The sequence below is a fragment of the Inquilinus sp. OTU3971 genome (assembly GCF_038440215.1).
This window is the reverse complement of the sequence record NZ_JASATH010000003.1, coordinates 50,694-76,006: the sequence shown is the minus strand read 5'-3', so window position 1 is coordinate 76,006 and position 25,313 is coordinate 50,694. Positions and strand designations below refer to the sequence as shown.

Sequence of the window (25,313 nt, the reverse complement as noted above, 5' to 3'; positions counted from 1 at the left end):
CCGGCCCGGACAAAATCATCCGAACCGCATCACCGCGATCATCCAAACGACGGCGATCGCGAAGCCGTACCAGAGGCTGCCCGAGGCCAGCCCGACCCAGGCGAGATGAATGTAGGCGGCGCCGAGCAGGCCGATGAACAGCCGGTCGCCGCGGGTGGTCGTCAGCGGCAGGAAGCCGCGCCGGGGCACCGAGGGCGAGGCCAGCTGCCACGCCGTCATGGCGACGAGCAGCGCCGCTATGCCGCAGAAGAACCAAGCGGTGGGCGGCGTCCAGGCCATCCAGTCGAGGGTCATGGCGCTGCCTCCTCACACCCGGCCCAGGGCGAAGCCCTTGGCGATGTAGTTGCGGACGAACCAGATCACGATCGCGCCGGGGACGATGGTCAGCACGCCGGCGGCGGCCAGCAGCGACCAGTCCATGCCGGCGGCGCTGACCGTGCGGGTCATGGTGGCGGCGATCGGCTTGGCCTCGACCGAGGTCAGGGTCCGGGCCAAGAGCAGCTCGACCCAGGAGAACATGAAGCAGAAGAAGGCGGTGACGCCGATGCCGCCGCGGATCAGCGGCACGAAGATGGTCAGGAAGAAGCGCGGGAAGGAGTAGCCGTCGATATAGGCGGTCTCGTCGATCTCCTTCGGCACGCCGGACATGAAGCCTTCCAGGATCCACACCGCCAGCGGCACGTTGAACAGGCAATGCGCCAGCGCCACGGCATAGGGCGTGTCGATCAGCCCGAAGGCGGAATACAGCTGGAAGAAGGGCAGCAGGAACACCGCCGGCGGCGACATCCGGTTCGACAGCAGCCAGAAGAACATGTGGGTGTCGCCGACGAAGCGGTACCGGCTGAAGGCATAGGCCGCCGGCAGCGCCACCAGCACCGAGATCACCATGTTCATCAGCACATAGGTGATCGAATGGATGTAGCCCGAGTACCAGGACCGGTCGGTGAAGATGGTGGCGTAGTTGGCGAAGGTCAGGGTCTGCGGGAACAGCGTGAACCCGGACAGGATCTCGCGGTTCTCCTTCAGCGACATGCTGACCAGCCAGTAGATCGGCAGCAGCAGGAACAGCATGTACAGGATCAGGATGACGGCGCGGGTGCGCGGGCTCATGACGCGTCGCCTTTCCCGAGATTGGTGATGACCGTGTAGAACAGCCAGGAGAACAACAGGATGATCAGGAAGTAGATGATCGAGAACGCCGCCGCCGGGCCCAGGTCGAACTGGCCGACGGCCATCTTGGTCAGCTCCTGGCTCAGGAAGGTGGTGGCGTTGCCGGGCCCGCCGCCGGTCAGGACGAAGGGCTCGGTGTAGATCATGAAGCTGTCCATGAAGCGCAGCAGCACCGCGATCAGCAGCACGCCCATCATCTTCGGCAGCTGGATGTAGCGGAACACCGCCCAGCGCGAGGCGCCGTCGATCCGCGCCGCCTGGTAGAAGGCGTCCGGGATCGAGCGCAGCCCGGCATAGCCGAGCAGCGCGACCAGAGACGTCCAGTGCCAGATGTCCATCACCAGCACCGTGATCCAGGCGTCGAACGGGTCGCCGGTGTAGTTGTAGTCGAGGCCGAGACGGTTGATCAGCACGCCGGCCAGGCCGATGTCGGGCCGGGCGAAGATCTGCCAGATGGTGCCGACCACGTTCCAGGGAATCAGCAGCGGCAGCGCCAGCACGACGAGGGTGACCGAGACGGCCCAGCCGCGCGCCGGCATGCACAGCGCCACCAGCACGCCGAGCGGGATCTCGATTGCCAGCACGCAGAAGCTGAAGATCAGCTGCCGGCCCAGCGCCGCCTGCAGCCGGTCGTCCTGCAGCACCTGCTCGAACCATTCGGTGCCGACGAACACGCCCTGGCCGGGGCCGAAGATGTCCTGCACCGAATAGTTCACGACCGTCATCAGCGGGATGATGGCGCTGAACGCGACCAGCAGCACGACCGGGATGACCAGGAACCAGGCGGCGTTGTTCGGGGTCTTGTCCATGGGTCAGCCCACCAGCCTGCCGTCGGCATAGAGAAGGGTGCGCTCCGGCGGGAAGCGCAGATGCGCGGTGTCGGCCGGGACGCCGCGGCCCTCGGCCAGCTTGGCCTTCACCGTCGCGGCGCCGAGCCGGAGCGTGACGATCAGATGGGTGCCGAGATCCTCGACCGCGGTCACCGTCGCCGGGATGCCGCTGTCGGCGATCTCCAGGAACTCCGGCCGGATGCCGAGCTCGAGCTTGCCGGCGCCGCCGGCGAGGAACGCCTCCGCCCCCTGCCGTGCCGCCTCCGACAGCGGAATGCGGGCGCCATCGATCACCGCGTCGCCCTGGTCGACGACGCAAGGCAACAGGTTGATGCCCGGGCTGCCGATGAAGTAGCCAACGAAGGTGTGGGCCGGCCGCTCGAACAGCGCCTGCGGGGTGCCGAGCTGCACCACCTGGCCGTCATACATGACGATCACCTCGTCGGCGAAGGTCAGCGCCTCGAGCTGGTCATGGGTGACGTAGATCAGGCTGGTCCGCACCTGCTCGTGCACCTCCTTCAGCTTGCGCCGGAGCTGCCATTTCAGATGCGGGTCGATGACGGTCAGCGGCTCGTCGAACAGGATGGCGGCGACGTCCTTGCGCACCAAGCCGCGGCCGAGCGAGATCTTCTGCTTCTGGTCGGCGTCCAGGCCTCGGGCGCGGCGCTTCAGCACCGGCGTCAGCTCCAGCATCGCCGCGACCTCGGCGACACGGGCGTCGATCTCGGGCCGGGGCAGCTTGCGGTTGCGCAGGGGGAAGGCCAGGTTCTCGGCCACCGTCATGGTGTCGTAGACCACCGGGAACTGGAACACCTGGGCGATGTTGCGCTGCTCCGGCGACGCCTGGGTGACGTCGCGGCCGTCGAACAGGATCTGGCCCTGGCTCGGCGTCACCAGGCCGGAGATGATGTTGAGCAGTGTGGTCTTGCCGCAGCCGGAGGGGCCGAGCAGGGCGTAGGCGCGGCCGCTCTGCCAGACCATGTCCATCGGCCGCAGCGCATAGTCCGCCGGATCCGTCGGGGTCGGCTTGTAGCTGTGCGCCAGGGCCTTGAGGTCGATGCGGGCCATGCTGTCACCTGGTCCGGGCGGGGGCGGCGGCGAGCCGCCCTGCCGGGTCGAAGACGTAGATCCGGGCGGGATCGATCGCGACCGTCAGCGGCTCGCCCAGCGGGTGCTTGTGCACCCCGGTCTGCTGCGCCACCCAGGGCCGGTCGCCGAAATGGAAATGGACATAGGTCTCGGAGCCGCTGATCTCGGCCAGCTCGACCCGGGTGGTCACCGAGGCCTCGCCCGGGCCGCCGGCGCCGAGGCGGAGATGGCCCGGACGCACGCCGACGGTGCAGGGCCCCGCCACCAGCCCGGCCAGATGCCCGGCCAGCGGCACCGAAACGCCCTCGGTCAGGCGCAGCGCGCCGCCCGCCACCTCGGCCGGGCCGATGTTCATCGGCGGATCGCTGAACACCTCGGCCACCTTGGTCGAGGCCGGGTGCTGGAACACCTCGACCGTCGGCCCGATCTGCAGCAGCCGGCCCTCGTCCAGCACCGCGGTGCGGCCGCCCAGGATCAGCGCCTCGGCCGGCTCGGTGGTGGCGTAGACCACGATCGCCTTGCCGCGGCGGAAGATCTCCGACAGCTCGGCCCGCAGCTCCTCGCGCAGCTTGTAATCGAGATTGACCAAGGGCTCGTCCAGCAGCAGCAGGCCGGCGTCCTTGACCAAGGCGCGGGCGATCGCCGTGCGCTGCTGCTGGCCGCCCGACAGCTCGCCCGGCAGCCGGGTCAGGAACCGGTCGATCCGCAGCATCGCCGCGGTCTCGCGCACCCGGCGGTCGATCTCGGCCCGGCCCAGCCCCTTGAGGCGCAGCGGCGAGGCGATGTTGTCGTAGACCGTCTTCGACGGGTAGTTGATGAACTGCTGGTAGACCATGGCGACGTCGCGGTTCCGCACCGAGGTGCCGGTGACGTCGCGGCCATCGACCAGGACACGGCCGCGGCCCGGCCGCTCCAGCCCCGCCATCAGCCGCATCAGCGTGGTCTTGCCGGCCTGGGTGCGGCCCAGCAGCACGGTCAGCGTGCCGGGCTCCAGCGTCAGGTCGAGCGGATGGATGTGGGCCTCCGCACCGACGTCCCGGGTCACGCTTTCGAGCACCAGCGTCACGATGCGGCCCTTTCCTCGGCACGGGAATTGCGGGCCCTGAGCCAGTCGTCGATGGCACCCTGCGCCGCGGCCGGGATGTGCAGCCCCAGCTTGGACCGGCGCCACAGCACGTCGTCGGCGGTGCGCGCCCATTCCTGGTCGACCAGGTGGTCGAGCTCGGCCTCGGTCAGCCCGGCGCCGAAGTCGCGGCCGAGATCCTCCAGGCTCTCGGCCGAGCCCAGCAGCCGGTCGACCCGGGTGCCGTAGGCGCGGGCCAGGCGGCGGGCCAGCGGCTCCGGCAGCCAGGGCCGGGCGGCGCGCAGCCTGGCCAGGAAGCCCTCGAAATCGGCATCCGGGATGTCGCCGCCGGGCAGCGGCGCCGCGGCGGTCCAGGGCGCGCCCGTGATGCCCAGCACCGGCGCCAGCTTCTCCAGCGCATGCTCGGACAGGCGGCGGAAGGTGGTGATCTTGCCGCCGAACACCGACAGGGCCGGCGCCTGGCCCTCGGGCGCATCCAGCTCCAGCACGTAGTCGCGCGTCGCCTCGGACGCGCTGGACGAGCCGTCATCGTAGAGCGGCCGCACGCCGGCATAGCTCCAGATCACGTCGTCCGGGGTGGGGCCGGCGGCGAAGCAGCGGCCGACCGCCTCGCACAGATAGGCCGTCTCCTCCGGCGTGATGCCGACGCCGGCCGGGTCGCCCTGGTAGTCGAGGTCGGTGGTGCCGATCAGCGAGAATTTCCCTTCATAGGGGATGACGAAGACGATGCGCCGGTCGGCATTCTGCAGGATGAAGGCCTCCGGCCCGTCATAGAGCCGCGGCACCACGATGTGGCTGCCCTTGACCAGCCGCACGCTGGACGCGCCCGGCAGGCCGACCGTGTCGTTCAGCACATGCTTGACCCAGGGGCCGCCGGCATTGACCAGGCCGCGGGCCGCGACCTGCCGCTCGCTGCCATCGGCGGCGCCCCCATCGACGCTGCGGAGCGTCGCGGTCCAGCGGCCGTTCTCGCGCTTCGCCGCGACGCATTCGGTGCGGGTCAGGATCTCGGCACCGCGCTCCTTCGCGTCCAGCGCCGCCAGCGCCACCATGCGGGCGTCGTCGACCCAGCAGTCGGAATATTCGAAACCGCGCGTCAGATGCGGCTTCAGCACCCGGCCGATAGCGCCGCCGCGCAGCTTCAGCCCGTGGCTGGCCGGCAGGATCTTGCGGCCGCCAAGATGGTCGTACAGGAACAGGCCGATCCGCACCATCCAGGCCGGCCGCATCGACCGGTCGTGCGGCAGCACGAATCGCAGCGGGCGGATGATGTGCGGTGCCGCGCGCAGCAGCACCTCGCGCTCCATCAGCGCCTCGCGGACCAGGCGGAACTCGTAATATTCGAGATAGCGCAACCCGCCATGGATCAGCTTGGTCGAGGCCGAGGAGGTGGCGCCGGCCAGGTCGGCCTTCTCGCACAGCAGGACGGACAGGCCGCGCCCGGCCGCATCGCGGGCAATGCCGACGCCGTTGACGCCGCCGCCGATGACCAGGAGGTCGTACAGCACCTCAGCCACGTTTCCTGCCTTTGTTTGCGGCTGCGCCGCTTTCGATATTCGCAAACGAAAATCTGCATCGGAGATCGATGCGACGCAATCGGAATTCGCGCCGAATGCGCAGTATTTTGTCCCCCGCCCGGCGCTCGCATGTGCGAAAGCGAAGGCGGATGCGCATCTTATTGTCTAGTCGTTATATGTAAAATATAAGGCGGTCGATGAGATTTTATGTGAAATAGAGATTGCGTTCGCCGCGGTTCCCCGCCTTACTGTCCGCGACGCCGCCACACCACCAACCAACCGAACATCGGAGGTCGAGTCATGCGGTTCATGACCACTCGGCTGCTGGCCGCGGCGGCCATCGCGCTGGCTGCGGCCACGGCGCATGCGGCCGACATCAAGCTGCTCAACGTCTCCTACGACCCGACGCGCGAGCTCTACAAGCAGGTCAATGCCGCCTTTGCCGAGCAGTGGAAGACGAAGTCCGGCGACACCCTCACCATCGAGGCCTCGCATGGCGGCTCGGGCGCCCAGGCACGCTCGGTGATCGACGGGCTGCAGGCCGACGTCGTCACCCTGGCGCTGGCCTATGACGTCGACGCCATCGCCGCCAAGGGGCTGATCGACAAGGCCTGGCAGACCCGCCTGCCGGACAACAGCGCGCCCTACACCTCGACCATCGTGTTCCTGGTGCGCAAGGGCAACCCGCTGGGGATCAAGGACTGGCCCGACCTGGCCAAGGAGGGCGTCCAGGTGATCACCCCGAACCCGAAGACCTCGGGCGGGGCGCGCTGGAACTACCTCGCCGCCTGGGGCTATGCGCTGAAGCAGCCCGGCGGCAACGACCAGACGGCCCAGGATTTCGTGCGGAAGATCTACGCCAATGTCCCGGTGCTCGACACCGGCGCCCGCGGCTCGACCACCACCTTCGTCCAGCGCGGCATCGGCGACGTGCTGATCGCCTGGGAGAACGAGGCCTTCCTGGCGGTCAAGGAGCTGGGCCCCGACGAGTTCGACATCGTCGTCCCGTCGGTCTCGATCCTGGCGGAGCCCACCGTCGCGGTGGTCGACAAGGTGGTCGACGCCCGCGGCACCCGTGCCGTGGCCCAGGCCTATCTCGAGTTCCTGTACTCGCCCGAGGGGCAGGAGCTCGCGGCCAAGAATTTCTACCGGCCGCGGTCGCAGGAGGTGGCGGCGCGCTATAAGGACAGCTTCCCGGCCGTCAACCTGTTCACCATCGATGATCTCTTCGGTGGCTGGCAGAAGGCCCAACAGGCACATTTCTCGGATGGCGGCACCTTCGATCAGATCTACCGAAAGGGCTAGGGACACCCCGCCCCCGGCGGCGCGCCATGTCGGCGTGCTGCCGGGATTCGGGCTGACCCTCGGCTTCTCGCTCACCTATCTCGCGCTCCTGGTGCTGCTGCCGCTGGCGGCGCTGGTGATCCGGCCCTGGGAGCTCGGGGTCGACGGCGTCTGGCGGGTGGTGACCTCGGAACGCACCCTGGCGGCGCTCAAGGTCAGCTTCGGCCTGGCGCTGGCGGCGGCGGCGGTGAATGTCGTCTTCGGCACCTTGGTCGCCTGGGTGGTGACGCGCTACCGCTTCTGGGGCCGGCCCCTGATGAACGCGCTGATCGACCTGCCCTTCGCCCTGCCGACGGCGGTGGCGGGCATCGCGCTGGCCTCGCTGTACTCACCCAAGGGCTGGCTCGGCGGACCCTTGATGCAGGTCGGGATCAAGGCCGCCTTCGGCCCGCCCGGGATCTTCATCGCGCTCGTGTTCATCGGCCTGCCCTTCGTGGTGCGGACGGTGGAGCCGGTGCTGGAGGACCTCGACCGCGAGATCGAGGAGGCCGCCGCCACCCTCGGCGCCCGGCGCTGGCAGGTGGTGTGGCGGGTGGTGCTGCCGCTGCTGTCGCCGGCGATCCTGACCGGCTTCATCCTGGCCTTCGCCCGCGCGGTCGGCGAATACGGCTCGGTCATCTTCATCGCCGGCAACATCCCCGGCGTGTCCGAGATCGCGCCGCTGCTGATCGTGATCCGGCTGGAGGAATACGACTATGCCGGCGCCGCCACGATCGGTGCGGTGATGCTGGCCGCGTCCTTCGTCATCATCCTGGTCGTCAACCTGCTGCAGCGCTGGAGCCGCAAATGGGCGGACTGACCCGCACGCTGGCGGCGGCGCGCACCCGGCTGAAGCCCGCCGAGCGCCCCTGGGAAGAGCCGCTCGGCATCCGCCTGGCCCTGATCGCGATCGCCGTGATCTTCCTCGGCGTGTTCCTGGTGCTGCCCCTGGCGGTGGTGCTGACCGAGGCGATGCGCAAGGGCATCGACGCCTATCTCGAGGGCATCGGCAGCGACGATTCGCTGGCGGCGATCCGCCTGACCCTGACCGTCGCGGCCATCGCCGTGCCGCTGAACACCGTGTTCGGCCTGGCCACCGCCTGGGCGATCGCCAAGTTCGAGTTTCCGGGCAAGAGCCTGCTGACCACCTTCGTCGACCTGCCCTTCTCGGTCTCGCCAGTGATCTCGGGCCTGATCTATGTGCTGCTGTTCGGGGCGAATGGCTGGTTCGGGCCGTTCCTCGAGGCGCACGGCATCCGGGTGATCTTCACCGTCACCGGGCTGGTGATCGCCACCATCTTCGTCACCCTGCCCTTCGTCGCGCGCGAGCTGATCCCGCTGATGCAGGAGCAGGGCACCGACGAGGAGGAGGCGGCGGTGCTGCTGGGCGCCAGCGGCCTGCAGACCTTCTTCCGGGTGACGCTGCCCAACGTCAAATGGGCTCTGCTGTACGGCGTGCTCTTGTGCAACGCCCGGGCGATGGGCGAGTTCGGCGCCGTCTCGGTCGTCTCCGGCCATATCCGCGGCCAGACCAACACCATGCCGCTGCAGGTCGAGATCCTCTACAACGAGTACAATTTCGTCGGCGCCTTCGCCGTCGCCTCGCTGCTGGCCGGCCTGGCCCTGGTGACGCTGGTGCTGAAGACCCTGCTCGAATGGCGGTTCCGCTCGGACCGCTTCGACTCCACGGAGAGCTGATGCCGATCGCCATCCAAGGCCTGACCAAGCGCTTCGGCCCGGTCTATGCGCTCAACGGCATCGAGCTGGAGGTGCCGGACCGCGCCTTCGTCGCCCTGCTCGGCCCCTCCGGCTCGGGCAAGACCACGCTCTTGCGCATCGTGGCCGGGCTGGAGCGCGCCGATGCCGGGCAGATCCTGGTCGACGGCGCCGACATCGCCGCGGTCAAGCCGCGCCAGCGCCGCATCGGCTTCGTGTTCCAGCACTACGCGCTGTTCCGGCACATGACCGTGTTCGGCAACATCGCCTTCGGCCTGCAGGTGCGGCCCGGCGCCACCCGCCCGGCCAAGGCCGAGATCGCGCGCAGGGTCGAGGAGCTGCTGGAGCTGGTCCAGCTGCCCGGGCTGGGGCGGCGCTTCCCACGCCAGCTGTCGGGCGGGCAGCGCCAGCGCGTCGCCCTGGCCCGGGCGCTGGCGATCGAGCCCAAGTTGCTGCTGCTGGACGAGCCGTTCGGCGCGCTCGACGCCAAGGTGCGGAAGGAGCTGCGGGTGTGGCTGCGCGAGTTGCACGACCGCACCGGCCTGACCAGCCTGTTCGTCACCCACGACCAGGAGGAGGCGCTGGAGCTGGCCGACCGGGTGGTGGTGCTGCGCGACGGCCGGATCGAGCAGCAGGGCGACCCGGCGACGCTGGTCGACGCCCCGGCCACCGCCTTCGTCTCCAGCTTCCTCGGCGACGTCAACCGCCTGCCCTGCACGGTGACGGAGCCGAATGTGGTGGAGGTCGCCGGCCTGCGCCTGCCGGCCGACACCAGCGGCCTGGCCGTCGGCAGCAGGGCCGTCGCCGACATCCGGCCCCGCGCCATCCGGCTGCTGCCGGGCGGCACGACGGGAGACGGGCTGGTGCCCGGCACCGCCCGGCGGGTGCTGCACAGCGCCACCACGGTGACGGTGGAGGCGGAGACGCCCTTGTCCCCCGACCCGATCCGGATCGAGGCCGACCGCTACAGCCCGGACCTGCCGGCGCTGTCGGTCGGGGACCCGGTGGCGCTGCGGCTGCCGCCGCCCTTCGTCTTCGCGGCGGAGCGGTAGGCCTCGGCGCCTGCCCCGGGCTCCACCCGCCGCGGCCGGCGGCTGGGGTCGTCATGCATCAGGCGCAGGAAGCTGGCGATGCTGGCCAGGCCGGCGAAGCCGGCGCCCACCGCCAGGCCCAGCACGGGCCCGCCCGCGCCGGCCAGGCTGAAGCACAGCGCCACCAGCGCGGCGCCGACGGTCTGGCCCAGCAGGCGGGCCTGGGCGACGATGCCGCTGGCGCCGCCGGCGCGGTGCGGCGGGGCCGAGGCCAGCAGCGCCTTCTGGTTCGGCGCCTGGAAGAAGCCGAAGCCCCAGCCGCACAGGGCCATGCGCCAGCAGATGTCCGGCACGCTGGGGTCCGGCGGCAGCAGGGCCAGCAGCACCATGCCGGCGCACAGGATGGCCAGGCCGATGCCGCCCAGGCCGCCGGCGGAGTAGCGGTCCGACAGCCGGCCGGCGATCGGCGCCATCACGGCCACCACCAGCGGCCAGGGCGTCATCAGGAGGCCGGTCTCGACCTCGCTGCGGCCGAGCACGGTCTGGAAGTAGAAGGGCAGCGCCACGAAGGCCAGGCCCTGGGTGGCGAAGGAGCAGGCGGCGGTCAGCGCCGACAGGGCGAAGATCGGCCGCCGGAACAGGTCGAGCGGCAGCATCGGCGCCGGATGCTTGGCCTGCCGGCACAGCAGCAGCCAGCCGAAGCCCAGGGCGGCGGCGAGCTCCAGCCCGACCTCCAGCGCCGAGGCCTGATGCGCGGCCTCGCCCACGGCGATGATCACGAGGCCGAAGGCGCCGGCGTTCAGCATCGCGCTGACCGCGTCGAAGCGGTGGCCCGAGCGCGCGGTGTGCGGCAGGGTCGGCACCGCCACCACCAGGGCGATCACGCCGAGCGGCAGGTTGATCGCGAACAGCCATTGCCAGGAGGCGACGGCCAGGATGCCGGCCGCGACCGTCGGGCCGAGAGCGGAGAAAATGGCGACGATCAGGGTGTTGAAGCCGATGCCGCGGCCCAGCAGCCGGGTCGGGTAGATGAAGCGGATCAGCGCCGCGTTCACGCTCATGATGCCGCTGGCGCCGAAGCCCTGCAGCACCCGCGCCGCGGTCAGGCTGGGCAGCGACCAGGCCATGGCGCAGACCACCGAGGCGACGGTGAACAGCACCAGCCCGCTGATATAGATGGTGCGGTAGCCGATGATCTCGCCCAGCGCCGCCAGCGGCAGCAGCGAGATCACCAGCGCCAGCTGATAGGCGTTGACCACCCAGACCGAGGCGGCCGGGCTGGCCTGCAGGTCGGCGGCGATGGTCGGCAAAGCGGTGTTGGCGATGGCGATGTCCAGCACCGATACGGCGATCGCGATCGACATGGTCAGCATCGCGCCATAGCGGCGCGGCACCGGCAACCCGTCCGGATGCACCACCGGCGCGGCGCGCGCAGGCTTCGTCGTCATCATATCCATGTCGGCACCTTTCCGGATCGGTCCCCTCCGGCGGGCGCATCATCGCGGCATGCCGCGGCGGCGACCAATGCCGTGGCGGCGTATCAGCCGGGACGGCGCAATCGGTCGCAGCCATGACCCCGGCGCGCATCGGCTAGCCGGGCCCTGCCGGAACCGCCGGGCCGGCGAGGCCGCGCCGGCGCTACACTGCCGGCGGGACGGATCCCGGGGGAGGGCACGATGCATCCGAACGAGATGCTGGTCCGCCGCTGGTTCCAGCAAGTCTAGAACGAGCGCCGGCTGGAGGTGGCGGACGAGATCCTGTGCGAGGGCTGCGCCGCGACCGACCTGCACAGCGGTGCCGGCCGGTCGCGCGAGGAGATGAAGCAGCTCGTCGCCAAGCTGCAGCAGGCGATCCCGGACATCACCTTCACGGTCGAGGAGGTGCTGGCCGCCGACGACCGCGTGGCGCTGCGCTGGCGGGCACGGGGCTCCGCGGCCGGACCGGCCGGGCCGCTGCCGGTCGACATCGGCGGCCTGTCGATCGCCCATGTCGAGGCCGGCCGGGCGACGCGGATCTGGGACGCCTGGGACAAGCTCGGCCTGCTGCAGCAGCTGGGCCACCTCCCGCGCGAGCTCGACCCGGCGGCGATGCTCTGATCTCTCAGGGCTGCCAGAAGGCGGGCACGAACTCGTAGCCCTCGGCGGCCCGGCCGACATGGCCGATGCCGGGGAAGGCCAGATGCGCGCCGGCGATCAGCACCCGGTCGGACGCGACCTGGTCCAGCACCCGCTTGCGGCTGGCGATCGCGGCCTGCTGGTCGACGTCGAAATTGATCGCCCAGTCCGGCTTGGCGAATTGCAGCGAGGCGGCATGCACGATGTCGCCCCAGATCAGCAGCCGGTCGGTGCCGGACGTGACCTCGACCATGCTGTGGCCGGGAGTGTGGCCCGGCGCGGCCAGGACGCGGATGCCGGGGATGATCTCGGCCTCCTTGCCGAAGCGGCTGATGCGGTCCGGCCCCGCATAGGGCTTCACCGCCGCCCGGGCCATGTGGAAGAAGGGCTGCACCCCGGCCGGCGCCTGGGACAGGATGCCGTCATCGGTCCAGAAGCCGTATTCCGCCTCCGCCACCGCCAGCTGGGCCTTGCCGAAGACGGCGGCGCCGGCCGGGTCGATGAGACCGTTGGCGTGGTCCGGATGCATATGGGTCAGCACCACCAGGTCGACATCGGTGGGATCGATTCCGGCGGCCTTGAGGTTGGCGCCGACCTTGCCGAGCGACGGCCCCATCGCCGTGGCGGTGCCGGTGTCGATCAGCACCAGCCGGTCGCCGGTATTGACCAGATAGGCGTTGACCGCGGTCGGGATCGCGGCGGGCGGCTGGAAGGCACGCTGCAGCAACGCCTCCGCCCCGGCGCGTTCGGCGGCGGGGAACTGGTCGAGCGTGATGTTCAGCATCCCGTCATTGATGCTGGTCACCTCGAAGGCGCCGACCTTGAAGCGGTAGAGGCCAGCGACCGGCCCGGCAGGCGGGACGGCCCGGGCCAAGGCGGGGCGCGGCAGGGCACCGAGCAGCGGCACCACGGCCGGGGCGGCGAGGGCCGAGGCCAGGAAACGGCGGCGGTCGAGCGGCATGAGGGGTCTCCGGGTGAGTCGCGATGGACCGGACCCGGAGAGGCTAACCGAAACGCAGCGCGAACGCAGCGGAAACGAATTGCGGACGAATCAGGGGAGCTTGCCGGTCGGCGGATGCACCGTGCGGAAGGCGGCGACCAGTCCGGCGGCCTCGGTGCGCGTCGCCGGGCTGATCCGCGGCTTGCCGGCGGCGATGTCGGATTTCAGGGCGGCCAGCAGCGCGTCGATCTCGCCGAGCAGCTCGTCGCGCTTCATCCCCGCCCGCTCATGCTCGAGGCTGCGGTCGTCGGAGACGGTCTGGAACAGGGCGCCGAGCCAGTCCACCAGCGCGTCGGCACGGCTGAACAGCTTCTGCCGCCCGTCCTCCTCATAGACGATCACCGGCTCGATCTCGGTCGCCATGACGGGGGCCCTCCCGGGAGTTGCGGTGCGCATCGCGAGGGATGCCTGAATGCAACAGCGGGGCGGCAGAGTGGTTCCGTGCGGGCCGGTGGAGGGGGCGTAAAGCCTCCACCCCTCTGTCATCGCCAGGCTTGATCCGGCAATCCAGGGGCCACCGAGAACGGCTTTGAAAGCCCCTGGATCCTCGGGTCAAGCCCGAGGATGACAGGAGGAGGAAGGCCCGGCTACTGATCCCCCATCTTCAGCGCGGCGATGAAGGCGCTCTGCGGGATCTCGACCTCGCCGAACTGGCGCATCCGCTTCTTGCCTTCCTTCTGCTTGTCCAGCAGCTTGCGCTTGCGGCTGATATCGCCGCCATAGCATTTGGCCAGCACGTCCTTGCGCAAGGCGGCCAGCGATTCGCGGGCGATCACCTTGCCGCCGATCGCCGCCTGGATGGCGATCTTGAACAGCTGCTTCGGGATCAGGTCCTTCAGCCGCTCGCACAGATGGCGGCCGCGGCGGTCGGCCTGGCTGCGGTGCACGATCATGGCCAGGGCGTCGACCGGCTCCTGGTTGACCAGGATCGACAGCTTCACCAGGTCGCCCTCGCGGTACGAATCGATCTGGTAGTCGAAGCTGGCATAGCCGCGGCTGATCGATTTCAGCCGGTCGTAGAAGTCGAACACCACCTCGTTCAGCGGCAGGCGGTAGACCAGCATCGCCCGGCCGCCGACATAGGTCAGCTCGACCTGCTCGCCGCGCCGCTCGGTGCACAGCTGCAGGACGCCGCCGAGATACTCGTCCGGCAGCATGATCGTGGCCTTGATCCAGGGCTCTTCGATCCGGTCGATCTTCATCACGTCCGGCATGTCGGACGGGTTGTGCAGGTCCATGACCGACCCGTCGGTCATGTGCAGCTTGTAGACCACCGACGGCGCCGTGGTGATCAGGTCGAGGTCGAATTCCCGCTCCAGCCGCTCCTGGATGATCTCCAGGTGCAGCAGGCCCAGGAAGCCGCAGCGGAAGCCGAAGCCCAGCGCCGCCGAGGTCTCGGCCTCGAAATGGAAGCTGGCGTCGTTGAGGGCGAGCTTGCCCAGGCTGTCGCGCAGCCGCTCGAAGTCGTTGGCGTCGGTCGGGAACAGGCCGCACCAGACCACCGGGACGGAGGGTTTGAAGCCCGGCAGCGCCGCCGCGGCGGGGCGGCGGTCCTCGGTGATGGTGTCGCCGACCTTCGTTTCGGCAATCTCCTTGATCCCGGCGGTGATGAAGCCGACCTCGCCGGGGCCTAGCTCGCGCACCTGCACCGCCTTCGGCGTGAAGTAGCCGACGCGGTCCAGCTCGCGCGCTGCGCCGGTCGCCATGAAGCGGACCTTCTGGCCGACCTTCAGCGTGCCCTCGACCACCCGCACCAGGATGACGACGCCGAGATAGGGGTCGTACCAGCTGTCGATCAGCAGCGCCTTCAGCGGCGCTTCCGGATCGGCCTGCTTCGGCGGCGGCAGACGGTGGACGATCGCCTCCAGCACGTCGTCGATGCCGAGGCCGGTCTTGGCCGAGATCAGCACGGCGTCGGACGCGTCGATGCCGATCACATCCTCGATCTGCTGGCGGATGCGCTCCGGCTCCGCCGCCGGCAGGTCGATCTTGTTGAGGACCGGGACGACCTCGTGGTTGGCGTCGATCGCCTGGTAGACATTGGCCAGGGTCTGCGCCTCGACGCCCTGCGAGGCGTCGACGATCAGCAGCGAGCCCTCGCAGGCGGCGAGCGACCGGCTGACCTCATAGGCGAAGTCGACATGGCCGGGCGTGTCCATCAGGTTCAGCTGATAGGCCTCGCCGTTCTTGGCGGTGTAGCCCAGGCGCACGGTCTGCGCCTTGATGGTGATGCCGCGCTCGCGCTCGATGTCCATCGAATCCAGTAGCTGCGCCTTCATCTCGCGCTGCTCGATGCCGCCGCAGCGCTCGATCAGCCGGTCCGCCAGGGTCGACTTGCCGTGGTCGATATGGGCGATGATCGAGAAGTTGCGGATATGGTCCTGGGGAGAGCTCATCGGATGCGCCTGGAGACGTGATCGGCCCGGACCATAAGGGCAGCGGGCCCAAAGCGAAAGGGCCCGGTCGAAACCGGGCCCGTCCGTATCGGTGATAAGGCAGGGATCAGTGCAGCTTGCCGCCGAGATCCGCGATCGCCTCGTCGATCAGCGCCGAGCCCTTGGCCGGGTCGGCGGAGATCTGCCGGCCGACCAGCTCGCGGGCCGCCGAGACGGCGACGTTGACGGCGGTCGACCGCACCTCGGCCAGCGCCTGGGCCTCGGCCTGGGCGATGCGCTCCAGCGCCATGGCCTCGCGCCGCTTCATCGCTTCCTCGATGTCCACCGCCGCCTTCTCGCGATGGCGCTGGGCATCGTGCTTGGCCCGTTCGATGATCGCCGCGGCCTCGGCCACGGCCTCACGCTCGCGCGCCTGGGCCTGGGCGAGATGGCCTTCGGCCTCGCTGCGCAGACGCTCCGCCTCGGCCAGGTCCTCGCGGATCCGGTCGGTGCGCTTGTCCAGCACGCCGAGGATGGCGCCGCGGGCCTTGACCGCCAGCAGCACCAGAAGGACGAGCAGCGCCGCAGCCAGCACCAGCTCGACCGAGCCGTGGGTATCCGCCTCGGCATGCTCGACATGCTCGAGGTTGGCTTCAGTGTGCGCCGCGTCGGCCTGGACCGTGTCCTGGGCGGCGTGGGCGGTACCGATGAAAACCTCGTTCGCGATGGTGTCGAGAACGCTCATCGGGCCCCTCCCAGCGCACCGTCGACCGCGGCGGTCACCGCGGCCTGGTCTGGTGTCGTGCCGGTCAGCTTGGCGGCCAGCACGCCGGCCACCTCGGCAGCGATGTCGCGGGCGTCGGCCTTGAGGTCGGCGCGGATCTTGCCGATCCGGGCCTCGGCCTCGGCGGTCCGCGTCGCGAGCTCGGCGGCGAAGGCGGCCTGGCGGCGCGCCGTCAGCTCCGCGATCTGCTGATTCGCCGCGGCCACGGCAGCCTGGGCCTCGCCGCGGGCCTTGGCCAACGCGGCCTCATAGGCCTGGGCCACCGCCTCGGTCTCGCCGCGCGCAGCCTCGGCCCGCTCCAGGTCGCCGGCGATCTTCGCCGCGCGCTGGTCGATCGTCTCCGCCAGCCGCGGCAGCAGCCGCCGTGACAAGAGCCAGTACAGAGCGATGAAGACGATCGCGAGCCAGAACAGCTGCGACGCAAACCACTCGGGATTGAACTGTGGCATCCGACTCCCCCTGCCGGGCCAGGCCGCTAGGGCTGCGGCCGGCCCATGACGTTAGGCAGCGAGATCGTCAGGCGAACAGCGCGATCAGCGCGACGATCAGCGCGAACAGCGCGATGGCTTCCGTCACGGCGAAGCCGATCCAGATGCTGGCGCCGATCTCTTCCTTGGCCGCCGGGTTGCGGGCGAGCGCGCCGATGTAGCTGGCCCACACGTTGCCCACGCCGATGCCGGCGCCGATCATGCCGATCGCGGCGAGGCCCGCGCCGATGAACTTGGCAGCTTCGAGTTCCATTTTCTCTTCCTTCGTGGATAGGGTCTGGATGGTTGGACCGGAACGGTTCGCGGGCAGCGATCCGTCAGTGGAGGTGCAGCGCGTCGTGCAGGTAGACGCAGCTGAGAATGGCGAAGATGTAGGCCTGCAGCACGGCGATGAAGAGCTCGAGCATCGTCAGCGGGATCAGGAAGGCGAACGGCACGATGCCGCCGACCCCCAGCGCGATGACGAAGCCGCCGATGACCTTCAGCAGCACATGGCCGACCGTCATGTTGGCGAACAGACGGACGGAGAGGCTGATCGGCCGCGACAGGTAGGAGATCAGCTCGACCGGCACCAGGATCACCGCGGTCCACAGGGGCGCGCCATGCGGGAAGAACATCCGCAGGTAGCCGGCGCCGTGCCGCGAGAAGCCGATCACCGTCACGCCCAGGAAGACCACGAAGGCCAGGGCGAAGGTGACGATGATATGGCTGGTGAAGGTGAAGGTGCCGGGAATGATCCCGATCACGTTGCCGAACAGGATGAAGATGAACAGCGTGAAGATGAAGGGGAAGTACTTCAACCCTTCCTTGCCGGCATTGTCGCGTATCATGTTGGCGACAAGCTCGTACAACATCTCCGCGAAGGATTGCAGCCGGCCCGGCACCAGGGCCCCGCGGCTGCCGCCGAGGAACAGCACCGCCGAAGCGACGCCGGCGGCGATCACCATGAACAGCGACGAGTTGGTGAAGGAGAGATCCAGGCCGCCGATGTCGACGTGCAGGATCTTTTCGATCTGGAATTGCTCGGTTGGCGACGCCACGCCTTATCTCCCGCCCCGGTTTCGCTCCGCCTGCTCGGCAGCCCGCTTCGCCTTCGCCGCCCGGTCCAGCTCCATGCCGGTCCGGTAGACATTCATCAAGCCGGCCACCGCGCCCAGGATGAAGAACAGAATCAACAACCAGGGCCGTGTGCCGAGCCATTGGTCGAGACCCCAGCCGATTCCGGCGCCGACCACGATCGCGGCGAGCAGCTCGACCGCGATGCGAAAGCCGGCGGCCATGCCAGCACGGCCGACATCGCGCCCATCATCTCCGCCCTTCGCCTCGCGCCCCGCCCCCGGAAGCTTCGCCTTCGCCTCTCTCAAGCGACGATCGAAATCCGAATGCGGCGGCGGGTTTTGGTCGTTCTGAGTCACGTTGTCGGACACCCTTTCGGGCGGCGGCCACCCCCACCTCAAGCGGCGCGCACCTTAGTGACGCCCTGGGGTCCCGTCAAGGCGACAAAACCGGCCGGCTCCGCGGCATTCCCGCCCGGCGTCCCGCCCGGCATTCGGAACCGCACCGCCGGTGCTGGCAGCGGCCCGCTCCGGCAGGCTAGAGTCGAGCATGCTCAGCCCGCTCCTGGCCGTCGCGGCGATCCTCGCCGGCATCACCATCGTCTCGCTCGGCCAGGGCGTTTTCGCCACGCTGGTGCCGATCCGGCTGACCGAGGCCGGGCTGTCCGCCGACCGCGTCGGGCTGGTGGTCGCCGCCAGCGCCGTCGGCTTCCTGGCCGGCTGCCTGGTGGTCGCCCGGGTGATCCGGCTGGTCGGCCATATCCGCGCCTTCTCGGCCTTTGCCGCCGCCTCCTGCCTGGCCGGGTTGGCACTCCCCTGGACCGTCGGCCTGCCCGGCTGGGTCCTGCTGCGCCTGGCCATGGGCTTCTGCTCCGCCGGGCTGTTCATGATCACCGAGAGCTGGCTGAACGAGCTGACGCCGCGGCATCTGCGCGGCCGCATCCTGACCAGCTATGTCGTCGTGGTCATGCTGGCGCTCGGCGCCGGCCAGGCGCTCTTGACCGTGGTCGACACAAGCGACGTGCTGCCCTTCGTCCTGGCCTCGGCCGCCTTCACCCTGGCGCTGATCCCGGTGACGCTGACCCGGTCGCGCCACCCCGGCGTGCCGCACCGCATCCGGCCGATCCTGGGCAAGGCCTACCGCAATTCGCCGGTCGGCGCGGTCGGCTGCGTCGTGGTCGGGCTGGTGGCGGCGACGCTGCAGGGCGTGGCCCCGGTCTGGGGCGTGCAGCGCGGCTTCTCCACCGCCGAGATCGCGACGCTGATGGCGGCGACCCAGATCGGCGGCCTGTTGTGCCAATGGCCGCTGGGCTGGCTGTCGGACCGGATCGACCGGCGCTGGGTGATCCTGGGCGCGGCCCTCTGCACCATCGTCGCCGCGCTCGGCAGCATCGCCGCGGGGCCTGCGAGCTTCGGCCTGCTGATCGCGCTGTTCGCGCTGTGGGGCGGCATGGCCGAGGCGATCTACCCACTGTCGGTCGCCCATGCCAACGACCACGCCAAGCCGCAGGACTACGTGCCGCTGGCCGGGACGCTCTTGATCCTCTGGTCGATCGGCTCCTCCGCCGGGCCGCTGGCGGCGACCGTGGCGATGGAGCGGTTCGGGCCGGACGCCCTGTTCGTCTATGTCGCCGCGCTGGTCGGGGCCTTCGCCGGCTTCGTGCTGTGGCGCATGGCCCGGCGCGGCCGGGTCGCCGCCGAGGAAGCCGAGCAGTTCGTCGGCCTCGCCGCCGGATCGAGCCCCGCCCCGGCCGAGCTGGACCCCCGCATCCGCCCGGAGGACGAGGCCGAGTGCGAGCCCGGCTATGACGATTGCGAGGACGTGCCGGCGCGCTAGGCAACCCCGGCAGGCTTCGCTAGGGTCGTGGGCCGCATCGCAGAGAGGGCCTATGCGCATCGCCACCTGGAACATCAACTCCGTCCGCCTGCGCCAGGAGCTGGTGCTGCGCCTGATCGACGAGACCGCGGCCGACATCGTCTGCCTGCAGGAGACCAAGACCCCGGACCACCACTTCCCGCACCAGCCTTTCGTCGACCTCGGCTATCGCCACATCGCGATCGCCGGCATGAAGGGCTACAACGGCGTCGCCGTGATCTCGCGCCTGCCCTTCGAGAGCCACGAGATCCGGCACTGGTGCGGCAAGGAGGATTGCCGCCACATCGCCATCCGCCTGCCGGACGGGGTCGAGGTGCACAACCTGTACATCCCGGCCGGCGGCGACATCCCGGACCCGGCGGTGAACGAGAAGTTCGCCCACAAGCTGCAGTTCCTGGACGAGATGACGGCCTGGTGGCCGCAGAACCGGACTCGGGACCAGAAGATGATCCTGGTCGGCGACCTGAACATCGCGCCGCTGGAGCACGACGTCTGGTCGCACAAGCAACTGCTGGACGTGGTCAGCCACACCCCGATCGAGGTCGAGAAGCTGGCGGCGATGCAGTCGACGCTGGGCTGGGTCGACAGCGCCCGCACCTTCGTGCCGCCGGACCAGAAGCTGTACACGTGGTGGAGCTACCGCGCTGCCGACTGGCAGCTGTCCGACCGCGGCCGGCGCCTAGACCACATCTGGGTCACCCCGCCCTTAGCCGGCGGGCTGAAGGCCCACCGCACCCTGCGCGAGGCCCGCGGCTGGGAGCCGAAGCCGAGCGACCACGTGCCGGTGGTGATCGACGTCGAGGTGTGAGGGCAGGCCCGCCTACTGCGCCGGCCGCCGATACAGGTAGTACCGCCCGGGCGAGACGCCGTCCGGCTCGGGCAGCTCCTCCCAGCCGGTGCCGGCGAAGCCGATATTGGCCACGACCACACCGCCCGGCGCCAGCACCGGGCCGAGCAGCGGAGTCAGCGCCGCCGCCAGGGCCCGGTTGGCGATGTCGTCGCCGGTGCCGAGATCGGCATGGATCAGCGCCATGCCCTGCGGATGCGCCGCGACGAAGCCCGGCATCGTCTCCAGCACCTCGCCCAGCACCATGCGGTCGCGCGGCGGGATGCAGCCGGGATGGGCGGCGATGTGGCGGTCAAACACCCAGATCGCACGGTCCGGCAGCGCCTCGCGCAGGTGATCGTAGGTGCGGCCGTTGCCGAGGCCGAGTTCCATGACGTCGCCGGGCAGGCCGGCGATGGCGCGCGCGGCCCACTCGAGGCAGGCGCGCTGCGCCTGCATCCGGCGGATGAAGCTGTCGAGGCGGCTCACGATCCGGGTCAGGCCGTCTGGCGGGCGCGGGCCGCTTCCTTGGTGGTCCGTTCGAGACGCAGCGCCAGCACGCGCATGATCTCGATCGCCATCTGCGGGAATTCGGTGATCATGCGGAAGAACTGGTCCTTGGCGATGACGAGGGCGGTGAGGTCGGTGCGGGCCTGCACCGTGGCGGTGCGCGGCACGTCGCAGAGGATGGCGATCTCGCCGACGAAATCGTTGCGGCCGACCGAGGCCACGGTCAGGGGTCCGGTCTCGGCATCGACGATCACATCGGCCTCGCCGTCGATGATGATGAAGGCGGCACGGCCGATCTCCCCCTGCCGGCACAGCACCTGCCCCGCGGGGAAGCGGACGCGCTCACTGGTGAAGGCCAGCAGCTTCAGCTTCGATGTGTCGATATTGGCAAAAAGCGGAATCCGCTTCAGCAATTCGACTTCTTCCGCAAGGCTCACCGATCGGTCCTCCAGCTCCCTGTTCGCATTCTACTCCGCTTCCAGCAATTCGTGCAGCGCGCTGCCGTTGCGGTTCAGCGTCTGGAAGTCGCCGCGCTCGACGATGCGGCCATGCCGCACCACGACGATGTCGGCGAACTCCCGGGCCATGCTGGGCCGATGCACGCCCCAGATCAAGCCGCGGCCGTTCCGCAGCTCGCGGATGGCGCGGTGGACCCGGCTCTGCGCCACCCCGTCGAGCGCTGAGGTGGCCTCGTTGAGCAGCAGCAGATCGGCGTTCTTCAGCAGCGCCCGGCCGAGCCCGACCTTCTGCCGCTGCACCGCGGACAGCCGGCTGCCGGCGACGCCGACCGAGAAGTCGAGCCCGACCGCGATCACGCTGTCGCGCAGATCGACCTCGTCGACCACGGTCTGGATCAGGCTCTGCACCCGCTCCGCCGCGTCCGGCCGGCCGTAGCGGATCTTGCCGAACAGGATATTGTCCTGCAGCGACGCCGCCTCGTTGAACCGCTCGGCGTCGAAGAACTCGATATGCGGCCGCAGATCCTGCGGCAGCTCGGCGGCGAACACCTTGCGCGCCTCCAGGAGCCGCTGCTGCAGGTCGGCCTCGAACACGCCCAGGCGGTGGCGGGACGGCACCAGCTTGAACGGCAGCGACAGGAGGCGGGTGCGGTCGGCCGGCCGCAGCGCCGCCGTGCCCTCCTTCTTCGCCCGCATCACGATCGGCTGGAACTCGGGCAGGTCCTCCGAGCCGATGAAGCTGAACTGCTCGAAGAATTCGTGGCCGGGCGGCAGGTCGGCGAACAGCTCGACCATGGTCTCGGCCATCTGGGCACCGACCTGGACGAACTCCTCCATCAGGCCGGTGCGCTCCAGCACCGACAGCACATAGTCGTTCTCGGCCAGCGCGTCATAGGCGAAGACCGGCCCGACCGGCGTGCCGAACAACAGGTTCTCGGCCACCGAGGCGGAGCTGTTGAAGCGGTCGGAATCGTACAGCTCGACCAGGTCGCCGAGATCGGTCTCGGCCAGGGTCTTGCGCACCGACACCCGCGCCGCCAGCACCCGGTCGGCGACTTCGGGCGCCTTGTCCGCGTCGATCGTGCCGTTCAGCCCGATGCGGTAGACGTCCTGCTCCATGTCGACCGCCTGCAGGATCTCCAGCGCCCGGTCCTGCAGCGCCTCAGGCCCATCGACCCCCGCCGCCTGGTAGTCGATCCAGTCGGCGTTGATGTCGAAATCGGTGTTGCCGGCCACCTGCGCCTCCGACGCCCGCCGCGCCCGGCGGCGCTTCGCCGAATCGTCGTCGTACTGCGCCTCGCGCAGCGGCCGGTGGCACAGCCCGTAATACAGGTTCTGGCGCAGCGTGCCGGTGAACATGTAGCTGTGGGCGCCGACATAGGCGAAGCGGCGGCCGATCACCGCCTCGCCCAGCGTCTCGTAATCGTACTCGCCGAGCCGGATCTTGCCGCTGGTCGGCGCGATCAGCCGGGCCATCATCAGCATCAGCTCGTCCTTGCCGACCCCGGCGCCGACCACCGCGACCTGGCCGTCGGTCGGGAAGGCCGCGGTCAGCCCCTCGATCACCGTCATGCCGCTGTCGTCGACCAGCGCGACGGCGGAGAAGCTGAGCTCCTTCGGCAGCGGCCCCTCGATCACCTCGTCGCCGGTGATGCGCTCGGCCGGCAGCAGCTCCGGCGGCTGGAACTGCTCCACCACCTGCTCGTACTTGATCCGGGTGTCGGCCTGCGACTGGTAGTAGTCGAGCAGGTCCTTCCACGGCGAGGCCAGGTCCTTGTAGGCGGCCAGCACCGCCACCAGCGCGCCGAGCTGGATGTCGCCGCGGATCACCAGCCAGCCGCCGATCGAATAGAAGAAGAACGGTGTCAGCTGGTTGATGAAGTTGTTGAGGAACTTGATGAAGAACTTGCGGTTGTAGATCTCGAACCGGATGTCGTAGATCGTCCCCAGCCGGTCGGAGAAATCCGCCAGATGCACCGCAGTGGCGTCGTTGGCATGCATGTCGGTGATACCGGAGACGGATTCGCCGATGCGGTCGGCCAGCTTGCGCACGGTGCGCACTCGCTCCTTGCCCAGCTGGTTCACCCGCTTCTGCAGCCGCGGGATCAGCCAGCCCTGCAGCGGGTACAGCGACACCGCCGCCGCCCCCAGGATCGGGTCCTGGACGAAGATGAAGTAGATGTAGACCAGCAGCGTGCCGGTCGACCAGATCGGCGCCACGAAGGCGTCGCCGATGAAGCCGCCCAGCGGCTCGACCTCCGAGGTGATCATCGGGATCATCTCGCCCTGCGAGGTCTTGCGGAAATGCGGCAGCGGGAAGCGCAGGATGCGGCAGTACAGCTCGTAGCGCAGCCGGCGCAGCATCCGCTCGCCCAGCTTGCCCTTGTAGATGTTGATGTAGAGCTTGAACCCGCCGTTGATGAACACCAGCGCCAGGAACAGGAACGACAGCAGCAGCAGGTATTCGATCCGGTCGAACTGATAGCCGAAGATCGCCTTCGGGAAGTCCTTGGCCGAGCCGTCGTCGATGGCGCCGTTGACGATCTGCTTCGGCAGATCCAGCGAATAATAGACAAAAGGGAACGAAATCAGCGTGACGATGAGGATATAAACCTGCTCGCGGCTGCTGTGCCGCAAGATGAACTTGAAGATGTTGGAATCCATCGCGATCCAGGTCCAGCCTCGCCGGGCACGGGCTGGACGATAGCGTGAACTTTCGATGGCGGAAAGCATGTGACGGCGGTCACGGGCCGCCACGGGAGCGAAGGGTGCGGATGACGGGTTGGAAGCCTTCGTGCTAAAAGCGCGCCGGGCGGCACGGGTCGTCCGCGTGCCCGTTCCGGTCCCAGGTGACAAGGCTGCATGGCGAAGCGTACCGCTCAGGCCAGAGTCCTGATCTACAGCCACGACAGCTTCGGCCTCGGCCATCTGCGCCGCTGCCGCACCATCGCGCACGCCCTGGTGGCGCGGCACAGCGACCTGTCGGTGCTGATCCTGTCCGGCTCGCCGATCATCGGCAGCTTCGACTTCCGCAGCCGGGTCGATTTCGTCCGCATCCCCGGCGTGATCAAGCTGCGCAACGGCGACTACACCTCGCTGTCGCTGCACATCGACATCGAGGAGACGCTGGCCATGCGCGCCTCGATCATCGAGCACACGGCGGCGATCTTCGACCCCGACCTGTTCATCGTCGACAAGGAGCCGCTGGGCCTGCGCGGCGAGGTCAAGCAGACGCTGGAGATGCTGCGCGACCGCGGCACCCGCACCGTGCTGGGCCTGCGCGACGTGATGGACGAGCCGTCGCTCCTGGCCCCGGAATGGGAGCGCAAGAACGTCGTGCCGGCGCTGGAGAGCCTGTACGACCAGCTGTGGATCTACGGCCTGCCGGAGATCTGCGACCCGCTGGAGGACATCGAGCTGCCGGATTCGGTGCGCGCCCGGATGACCTATACCGGCTATCTGCGCCGGCGGGCGCCGACCAACGTGCCGGCCGACGCGGTGTCCCTGCGCGAGCCCTACATCCTGGTCACGCCCGGCGGCGGCGGCGACGGCGAGGACCTGGTCGACTGGGTGCTGTCGGCCTATGAGCTGGACCGCACCATGCCCTGCGCTGCGCTGATCGTGCTGGGCCCGTTCATGCAGCGCGAGCGCCAGGCCGAGTTCATGGCCCGCGCCGCCAAGCTGGACGATGTCGAGGTCATCACCTTCGACGCCCGGATTGAGCATCTGATGATCCGCGCCGCCGGCGTCGTCGCCATGGGCGGCTACAACACCTTCTGCGAGATCCTGTCCTTCGACAAGCGGGCGCTGCTGGTGCCCCGGGTGCGGCCGCGGCTGGAGCAGCATATTCGCGCCTCCCGCGCCGCCGAGCTCGGCCTGGTCAGCATGCTCGACCAGGACGGGCCGGGCGACCCGGCGGTGATGGTGCGGGCGCTGCGGGCCCTGCCCGACCAGCCGCTGCCCTCGACCCGCTTCATCCCCGGCCTGCTCGACGGGCTCGACGCCGTCGACCGGCTGGCGATGGACGCGATCGACCCGCCCTCCTCGATCCGCGCGACAGCCTGAGC

General features: G+C 69.4%; 26 protein-coding genes. 8 read left to right on the top strand and 18 right to left on the bottom strand.

What is annotated here, in order from left to right; all coding sequences use genetic code 11:
* Positions 1–15: 15 nt before the first annotated feature.
* From AAHM41_RS01640 to glpD, 6 genes are read right to left on the bottom strand one after another with little or no spacing between them, the layout of a single operon-like run.
* On the bottom strand, positions 16–294 hold the full coding sequence (locus AAHM41_RS01640) for a DUF2160 domain-containing protein (RefSeq protein ID WP_342234751.1): 279 nt from the start codon (positions 292–294) through the stop codon (positions 16–18).
* Positions 295–306: 12 nt separating this feature from the next.
* The gene (locus AAHM41_RS01635) at positions 307–1,110 is read right to left on the bottom strand and encodes a carbohydrate ABC transporter permease (protein WP_342234750.1); all 804 of its coding nucleotides are present in this window, start codon (positions 1,108–1,110) and stop codon (positions 307–309) included.
* A complete protein-coding gene (locus tag AAHM41_RS01630; protein ID WP_342234749.1) occupies positions 1,107–1,979 on the bottom strand; it encodes a carbohydrate ABC transporter permease in 873 nt (290 codons plus the stop codon). Before AAHM41_RS01630 ends, AAHM41_RS01635 begins: the two co-directional genes overlap by 4 nt.
* A 3-nt stretch (positions 1,980–1,982) precedes the next feature.
* Positions 1,983–3,068: an ABC transporter ATP-binding protein gene (locus AAHM41_RS01625; protein ID WP_342234748.1), complete on the bottom strand. Its 1,086-nt coding sequence runs from the start codon at positions 3,066–3,068 to the stop codon at positions 1,983–1,985.
* A gap of 4 nt (positions 3,069–3,072) precedes the next feature.
* Positions 3,073–4,155: an ABC transporter ATP-binding protein gene (locus AAHM41_RS01620; protein ID WP_342234747.1), complete on the bottom strand. Its 1,083-nt coding sequence runs from the start codon at positions 4,153–4,155 to the stop codon at positions 3,073–3,075.
* Complete coding sequence (gene glpD, locus AAHM41_RS01615) at positions 4,152–5,690, bottom strand: glycerol-3-phosphate dehydrogenase (protein ID WP_342234746.1); 1,539 nt, start codon at positions 5,688–5,690, stop codon at positions 4,152–4,154. Before glpD ends, AAHM41_RS01620 begins: the two co-directional genes overlap by 4 nt.
* Positions 5,691–5,990: 300 nt before the next feature.
* Here glpD and AAHM41_RS01610 point away from each other — a divergent pair, with 300 nt between their 5' ends.
* From AAHM41_RS01610 to AAHM41_RS01595, 4 genes are read left to right on the top strand one after another with little or no spacing between them, the layout of a single operon-like run.
* On the top strand, positions 5,991–6,995 hold the full coding sequence (locus AAHM41_RS01610) for a sulfate ABC transporter substrate-binding protein (RefSeq protein WP_446719426.1): 1,005 nt from the start codon (positions 5,991–5,993) through the stop codon (positions 6,993–6,995).
* The gene (cysT, locus tag AAHM41_RS01605; protein ID WP_446719425.1) at positions 6,958–7,833 is read left to right on the top strand and encodes a sulfate ABC transporter permease subunit CysT; all 876 of its coding nucleotides are present in this window, start codon (positions 6,958–6,960) and stop codon (positions 7,831–7,833) included. The genes AAHM41_RS01610 and cysT overlap by 38 nt, the downstream gene beginning before the upstream one ends.
* Positions 7,821–8,711, top strand: coding sequence for a sulfate ABC transporter permease subunit CysW (gene cysW / locus AAHM41_RS01600; protein WP_342234744.1), 891 nt, complete (start codon positions 7,821–7,823; stop codon positions 8,709–8,711). The genes cysT and cysW overlap by 13 nt, the downstream gene beginning before the upstream one ends.
* The gene (locus AAHM41_RS01595; RefSeq protein WP_342234743.1) at positions 8,711–9,781 is read left to right on the top strand and encodes a sulfate/molybdate ABC transporter ATP-binding protein; all 1,071 of its coding nucleotides are present in this window, start codon (positions 8,711–8,713) and stop codon (positions 9,779–9,781) included. Before cysW ends, AAHM41_RS01595 begins: the two co-directional genes overlap by 1 nt.
* Here the strand turns inward: AAHM41_RS01595 and AAHM41_RS01590 are convergent.
* Entirely contained in the window at positions 9,694–11,208 is a 1,515-nt protein-coding gene (locus AAHM41_RS01590) for an MFS transporter (RefSeq protein WP_342234742.1), read from the bottom strand. The two genes, AAHM41_RS01595 and AAHM41_RS01590, sit on opposite strands and share 88 nt — an antisense overlap.
* 288 nt (positions 11,209–11,496) lie before the next feature.
* On the opposite strand from AAHM41_RS01590, the gene AAHM41_RS01585 reads away from it, so the two are divergent.
* Positions 11,497–11,856, top strand: coding sequence for an ester cyclase (locus tag AAHM41_RS01585; protein WP_342234777.1), 360 nt, complete (start codon positions 11,497–11,499; stop codon positions 11,854–11,856).
* 4 nt (positions 11,857–11,860) lie between these two features.
* Here the strand turns inward: AAHM41_RS01585 and AAHM41_RS01580 are convergent, their stop codons facing one another.
* The 8 genes from AAHM41_RS01580 to AAHM41_RS01545 all read right to left on the bottom strand — a co-directional run bounded on the left by AAHM41_RS01580 (position 11,861) and on the right by AAHM41_RS01545 (position 17,948).
* Positions 11,861–12,835 carry an MBL fold metallo-hydrolase gene (locus tag AAHM41_RS01580; RefSeq protein ID WP_342234741.1) on the bottom strand — a complete coding sequence of 325 codons (975 nt, stop codon included), beginning with the start codon at positions 12,833–12,835 and terminating at the stop codon, positions 11,861–11,863.
* Positions 12,836–12,925: 90 nt separating this feature from the next.
* Positions 12,926–13,237 (bottom strand): hypothetical protein, encoded by a 312-nt coding sequence (locus AAHM41_RS01575; RefSeq protein WP_342234740.1) that lies wholly within the window; start codon positions 13,235–13,237, stop codon positions 12,926–12,928.
* A 224-nt stretch (positions 13,238–13,461) separates the two neighbouring features.
* Positions 13,462–15,270 carry a translation elongation factor 4 gene (gene lepA, locus AAHM41_RS01570; RefSeq protein WP_342234739.1) on the bottom strand — a complete coding sequence of 603 codons (1,809 nt, stop codon included), beginning with the start codon at positions 15,268–15,270 and terminating at the stop codon, positions 13,462–13,464.
* A gap of 106 nt (positions 15,271–15,376) precedes the next feature.
* A complete protein-coding gene (locus AAHM41_RS01565) occupies positions 15,377–15,994 on the bottom strand; it encodes a F0F1 ATP synthase subunit B family protein (RefSeq protein ID WP_342234738.1) in 618 nt (205 codons plus the stop codon).
* A complete protein-coding gene (locus AAHM41_RS01560) occupies positions 15,991–16,482 on the bottom strand; it encodes a F0F1 ATP synthase subunit B family protein (RefSeq protein WP_342234737.1) in 492 nt (163 codons plus the stop codon). The genes AAHM41_RS01565 and AAHM41_RS01560 overlap by 4 nt, the downstream gene beginning before the upstream one ends.
* A 67-nt stretch (positions 16,483–16,549) precedes the next feature.
* Positions 16,550–16,774, bottom strand: coding sequence for a F0F1 ATP synthase subunit C (locus AAHM41_RS01555; protein WP_026873218.1), 225 nt, complete (start codon positions 16,772–16,774; stop codon positions 16,550–16,552).
* Between the two features lie 64 nt (positions 16,775–16,838).
* Positions 16,839–17,561 carry a F0F1 ATP synthase subunit A gene (locus tag AAHM41_RS01550; RefSeq protein WP_342234736.1) on the bottom strand — a complete coding sequence of 241 codons (723 nt, stop codon included), beginning with the start codon at positions 17,559–17,561 and terminating at the stop codon, positions 16,839–16,841.
* 3 nt (positions 17,562–17,564) lie between these two features.
* Entirely contained in the window at positions 17,565–17,948 is a 384-nt protein-coding gene (locus AAHM41_RS01545) for an AtpZ/AtpI family protein (RefSeq protein ID WP_342234735.1), read from the bottom strand.
* 178 nt (positions 17,949–18,126) lie between these two features.
* Between AAHM41_RS01545 and AAHM41_RS01540 the strand changes: the two genes are divergently transcribed.
* Positions 18,127–19,413: an MFS transporter gene (locus AAHM41_RS01540; RefSeq protein WP_342234734.1), complete on the top strand. Its 1,287-nt coding sequence runs from the start codon at positions 18,127–18,129 to the stop codon at positions 19,411–19,413.
* A gap of 52 nt (positions 19,414–19,465) precedes the next feature.
* Positions 19,466–20,260, top strand: a complete 795-nt coding sequence (locus AAHM41_RS01535; RefSeq protein WP_342234733.1) for an exodeoxyribonuclease III — start codon at positions 19,466–19,468, stop codon at positions 20,258–20,260.
* 12 nt (positions 20,261–20,272) lie between these two features.
* Here the strand turns inward: AAHM41_RS01535 and AAHM41_RS01530 are convergent, their stop codons facing one another.
* Genes AAHM41_RS01530 through AAHM41_RS01520 form a run of 3 tightly spaced genes read right to left on the bottom strand, consistent with a single transcriptional unit; the run spans position 20,273 to position 23,910 of the window.
* On the bottom strand, positions 20,273–20,767 hold the full coding sequence (locus AAHM41_RS01530; protein WP_342234732.1) for a class I SAM-dependent methyltransferase: 495 nt from the start codon (positions 20,765–20,767) through the stop codon (positions 20,273–20,275).
* A gap of 8 nt (positions 20,768–20,775) precedes the next feature.
* Entirely contained in the window at positions 20,776–21,225 is a 450-nt protein-coding gene (locus AAHM41_RS01525) for a cyclic nucleotide-binding domain-containing protein (RefSeq protein WP_342234731.1), read from the bottom strand.
* 30 nt (positions 21,226–21,255) lie between these two features.
* Positions 21,256–23,910, bottom strand: coding sequence for an ABC transporter ATP-binding protein (locus tag AAHM41_RS01520; protein ID WP_342234730.1), 2,655 nt, complete (start codon positions 23,908–23,910; stop codon positions 21,256–21,258).
* A gap of 198 nt (positions 23,911–24,108) precedes the next feature.
* Here AAHM41_RS01520 and AAHM41_RS01515 point away from each other — a divergent pair, with 198 nt between their 5' ends.
* Entirely contained in the window at positions 24,109–25,311 is a 1,203-nt protein-coding gene (locus AAHM41_RS01515; RefSeq protein ID WP_342234729.1) for a glycosyltransferase family protein, read from the top strand.
* The last annotated feature ends 2 nt before the right edge of the window (positions 25,312–25,313 follow it).

Bases quoted from the DNA above. Each gene is read 5' to 3' on its own strand.
- AAHM41_RS01560 (WP_342234737.1), bottom strand. From the start codon at position 16,482: ATGCCACAGTTCAATCCCGAGTGGTTTGCGTCGCAGCTGTTCTGGCTC.
- cysW (WP_342234744.1), top strand. From the start codon at position 7,821: ATGGGCGGACTGACCCGCACGCTGGCGGCGGCGCGCACCCGGCTGAAG.
- AAHM41_RS01555 (WP_026873218.1), bottom strand. From the start codon at position 16,774: ATGGAACTCGAAGCTGCCAAGTTCATCGGCGCGGGCCTCGCCGCGATC.
- AAHM41_RS01580 (WP_342234741.1), bottom strand. From the start codon at position 12,835: ATGCCGCTCGACCGCCGCCGTTTCCTGGCCTCGGCCCTCGCCGCCCCG.
- AAHM41_RS01625 (WP_342234748.1), bottom strand. From the start codon at position 3,068: ATGGCCCGCATCGACCTCAAGGCCCTGGCGCACAGCTACAAGCCGACC.
- AAHM41_RS01640 (WP_342234751.1), bottom strand. From the start codon at position 294: ATGACCCTCGACTGGATGGCCTGGACGCCGCCCACCGCTTGGTTCTTC.
- AAHM41_RS01635 (WP_342234750.1), bottom strand. From the start codon at position 1,110: ATGAGCCCGCGCACCCGCGCCGTCATCCTGATCCTGTACATGCTGTTC.
- AAHM41_RS01630 (WP_342234749.1), bottom strand. From the start codon at position 1,979: ATGGACAAGACCCCGAACAACGCCGCCTGGTTCCTGGTCATCCCGGTC.
- AAHM41_RS01520 (WP_342234730.1), bottom strand. From the start codon at position 23,910: ATGGATTCCAACATCTTCAAGTTCATCTTGCGGCACAGCAGCCGCGAG.
- AAHM41_RS01590 (WP_342234742.1), bottom strand. From the start codon at position 11,208: ATGACGACGAAGCCTGCGCGCGCCGCGCCGGTGGTGCATCCGGACGGG.
- AAHM41_RS01535 (WP_342234733.1), top strand. From the start codon at position 19,466: ATGCGCATCGCCACCTGGAACATCAACTCCGTCCGCCTGCGCCAGGAG.
- AAHM41_RS01565 (WP_342234738.1), bottom strand. From the start codon at position 15,994: ATGAGCGTTCTCGACACCATCGCGAACGAGGTTTTCATCGGTACCGCC.
- AAHM41_RS01540 (WP_342234734.1), top strand. From the start codon at position 18,127: ATGCTCAGCCCGCTCCTGGCCGTCGCGGCGATCCTCGCCGGCATCACC.
- lepA (WP_342234739.1), bottom strand. From the start codon at position 15,270: ATGAGCTCTCCCCAGGACCATATCCGCAACTTCTCGATCATCGCCCAT.
- AAHM41_RS01515 (WP_342234729.1), top strand. From the start codon at position 24,109: ATGGCGAAGCGTACCGCTCAGGCCAGAGTCCTGATCTACAGCCACGAC.
- AAHM41_RS01610 (WP_446719426.1), top strand. From the start codon at position 5,991: ATGCGGTTCATGACCACTCGGCTGCTGGCCGCGGCGGCCATCGCGCTG.
- AAHM41_RS01575 (WP_342234740.1), bottom strand. From the start codon at position 13,237: ATGGCGACCGAGATCGAGCCGGTGATCGTCTATGAGGAGGACGGGCGG.
- AAHM41_RS01595 (WP_342234743.1), top strand. From the start codon at position 8,711: ATGCCGATCGCCATCCAAGGCCTGACCAAGCGCTTCGGCCCGGTCTAT.
- cysT (WP_446719425.1), top strand. From the start codon at position 6,958: ATGGCGGCACCTTCGATCAGATCTACCGAAAGGGCTAGGGACACCCCG.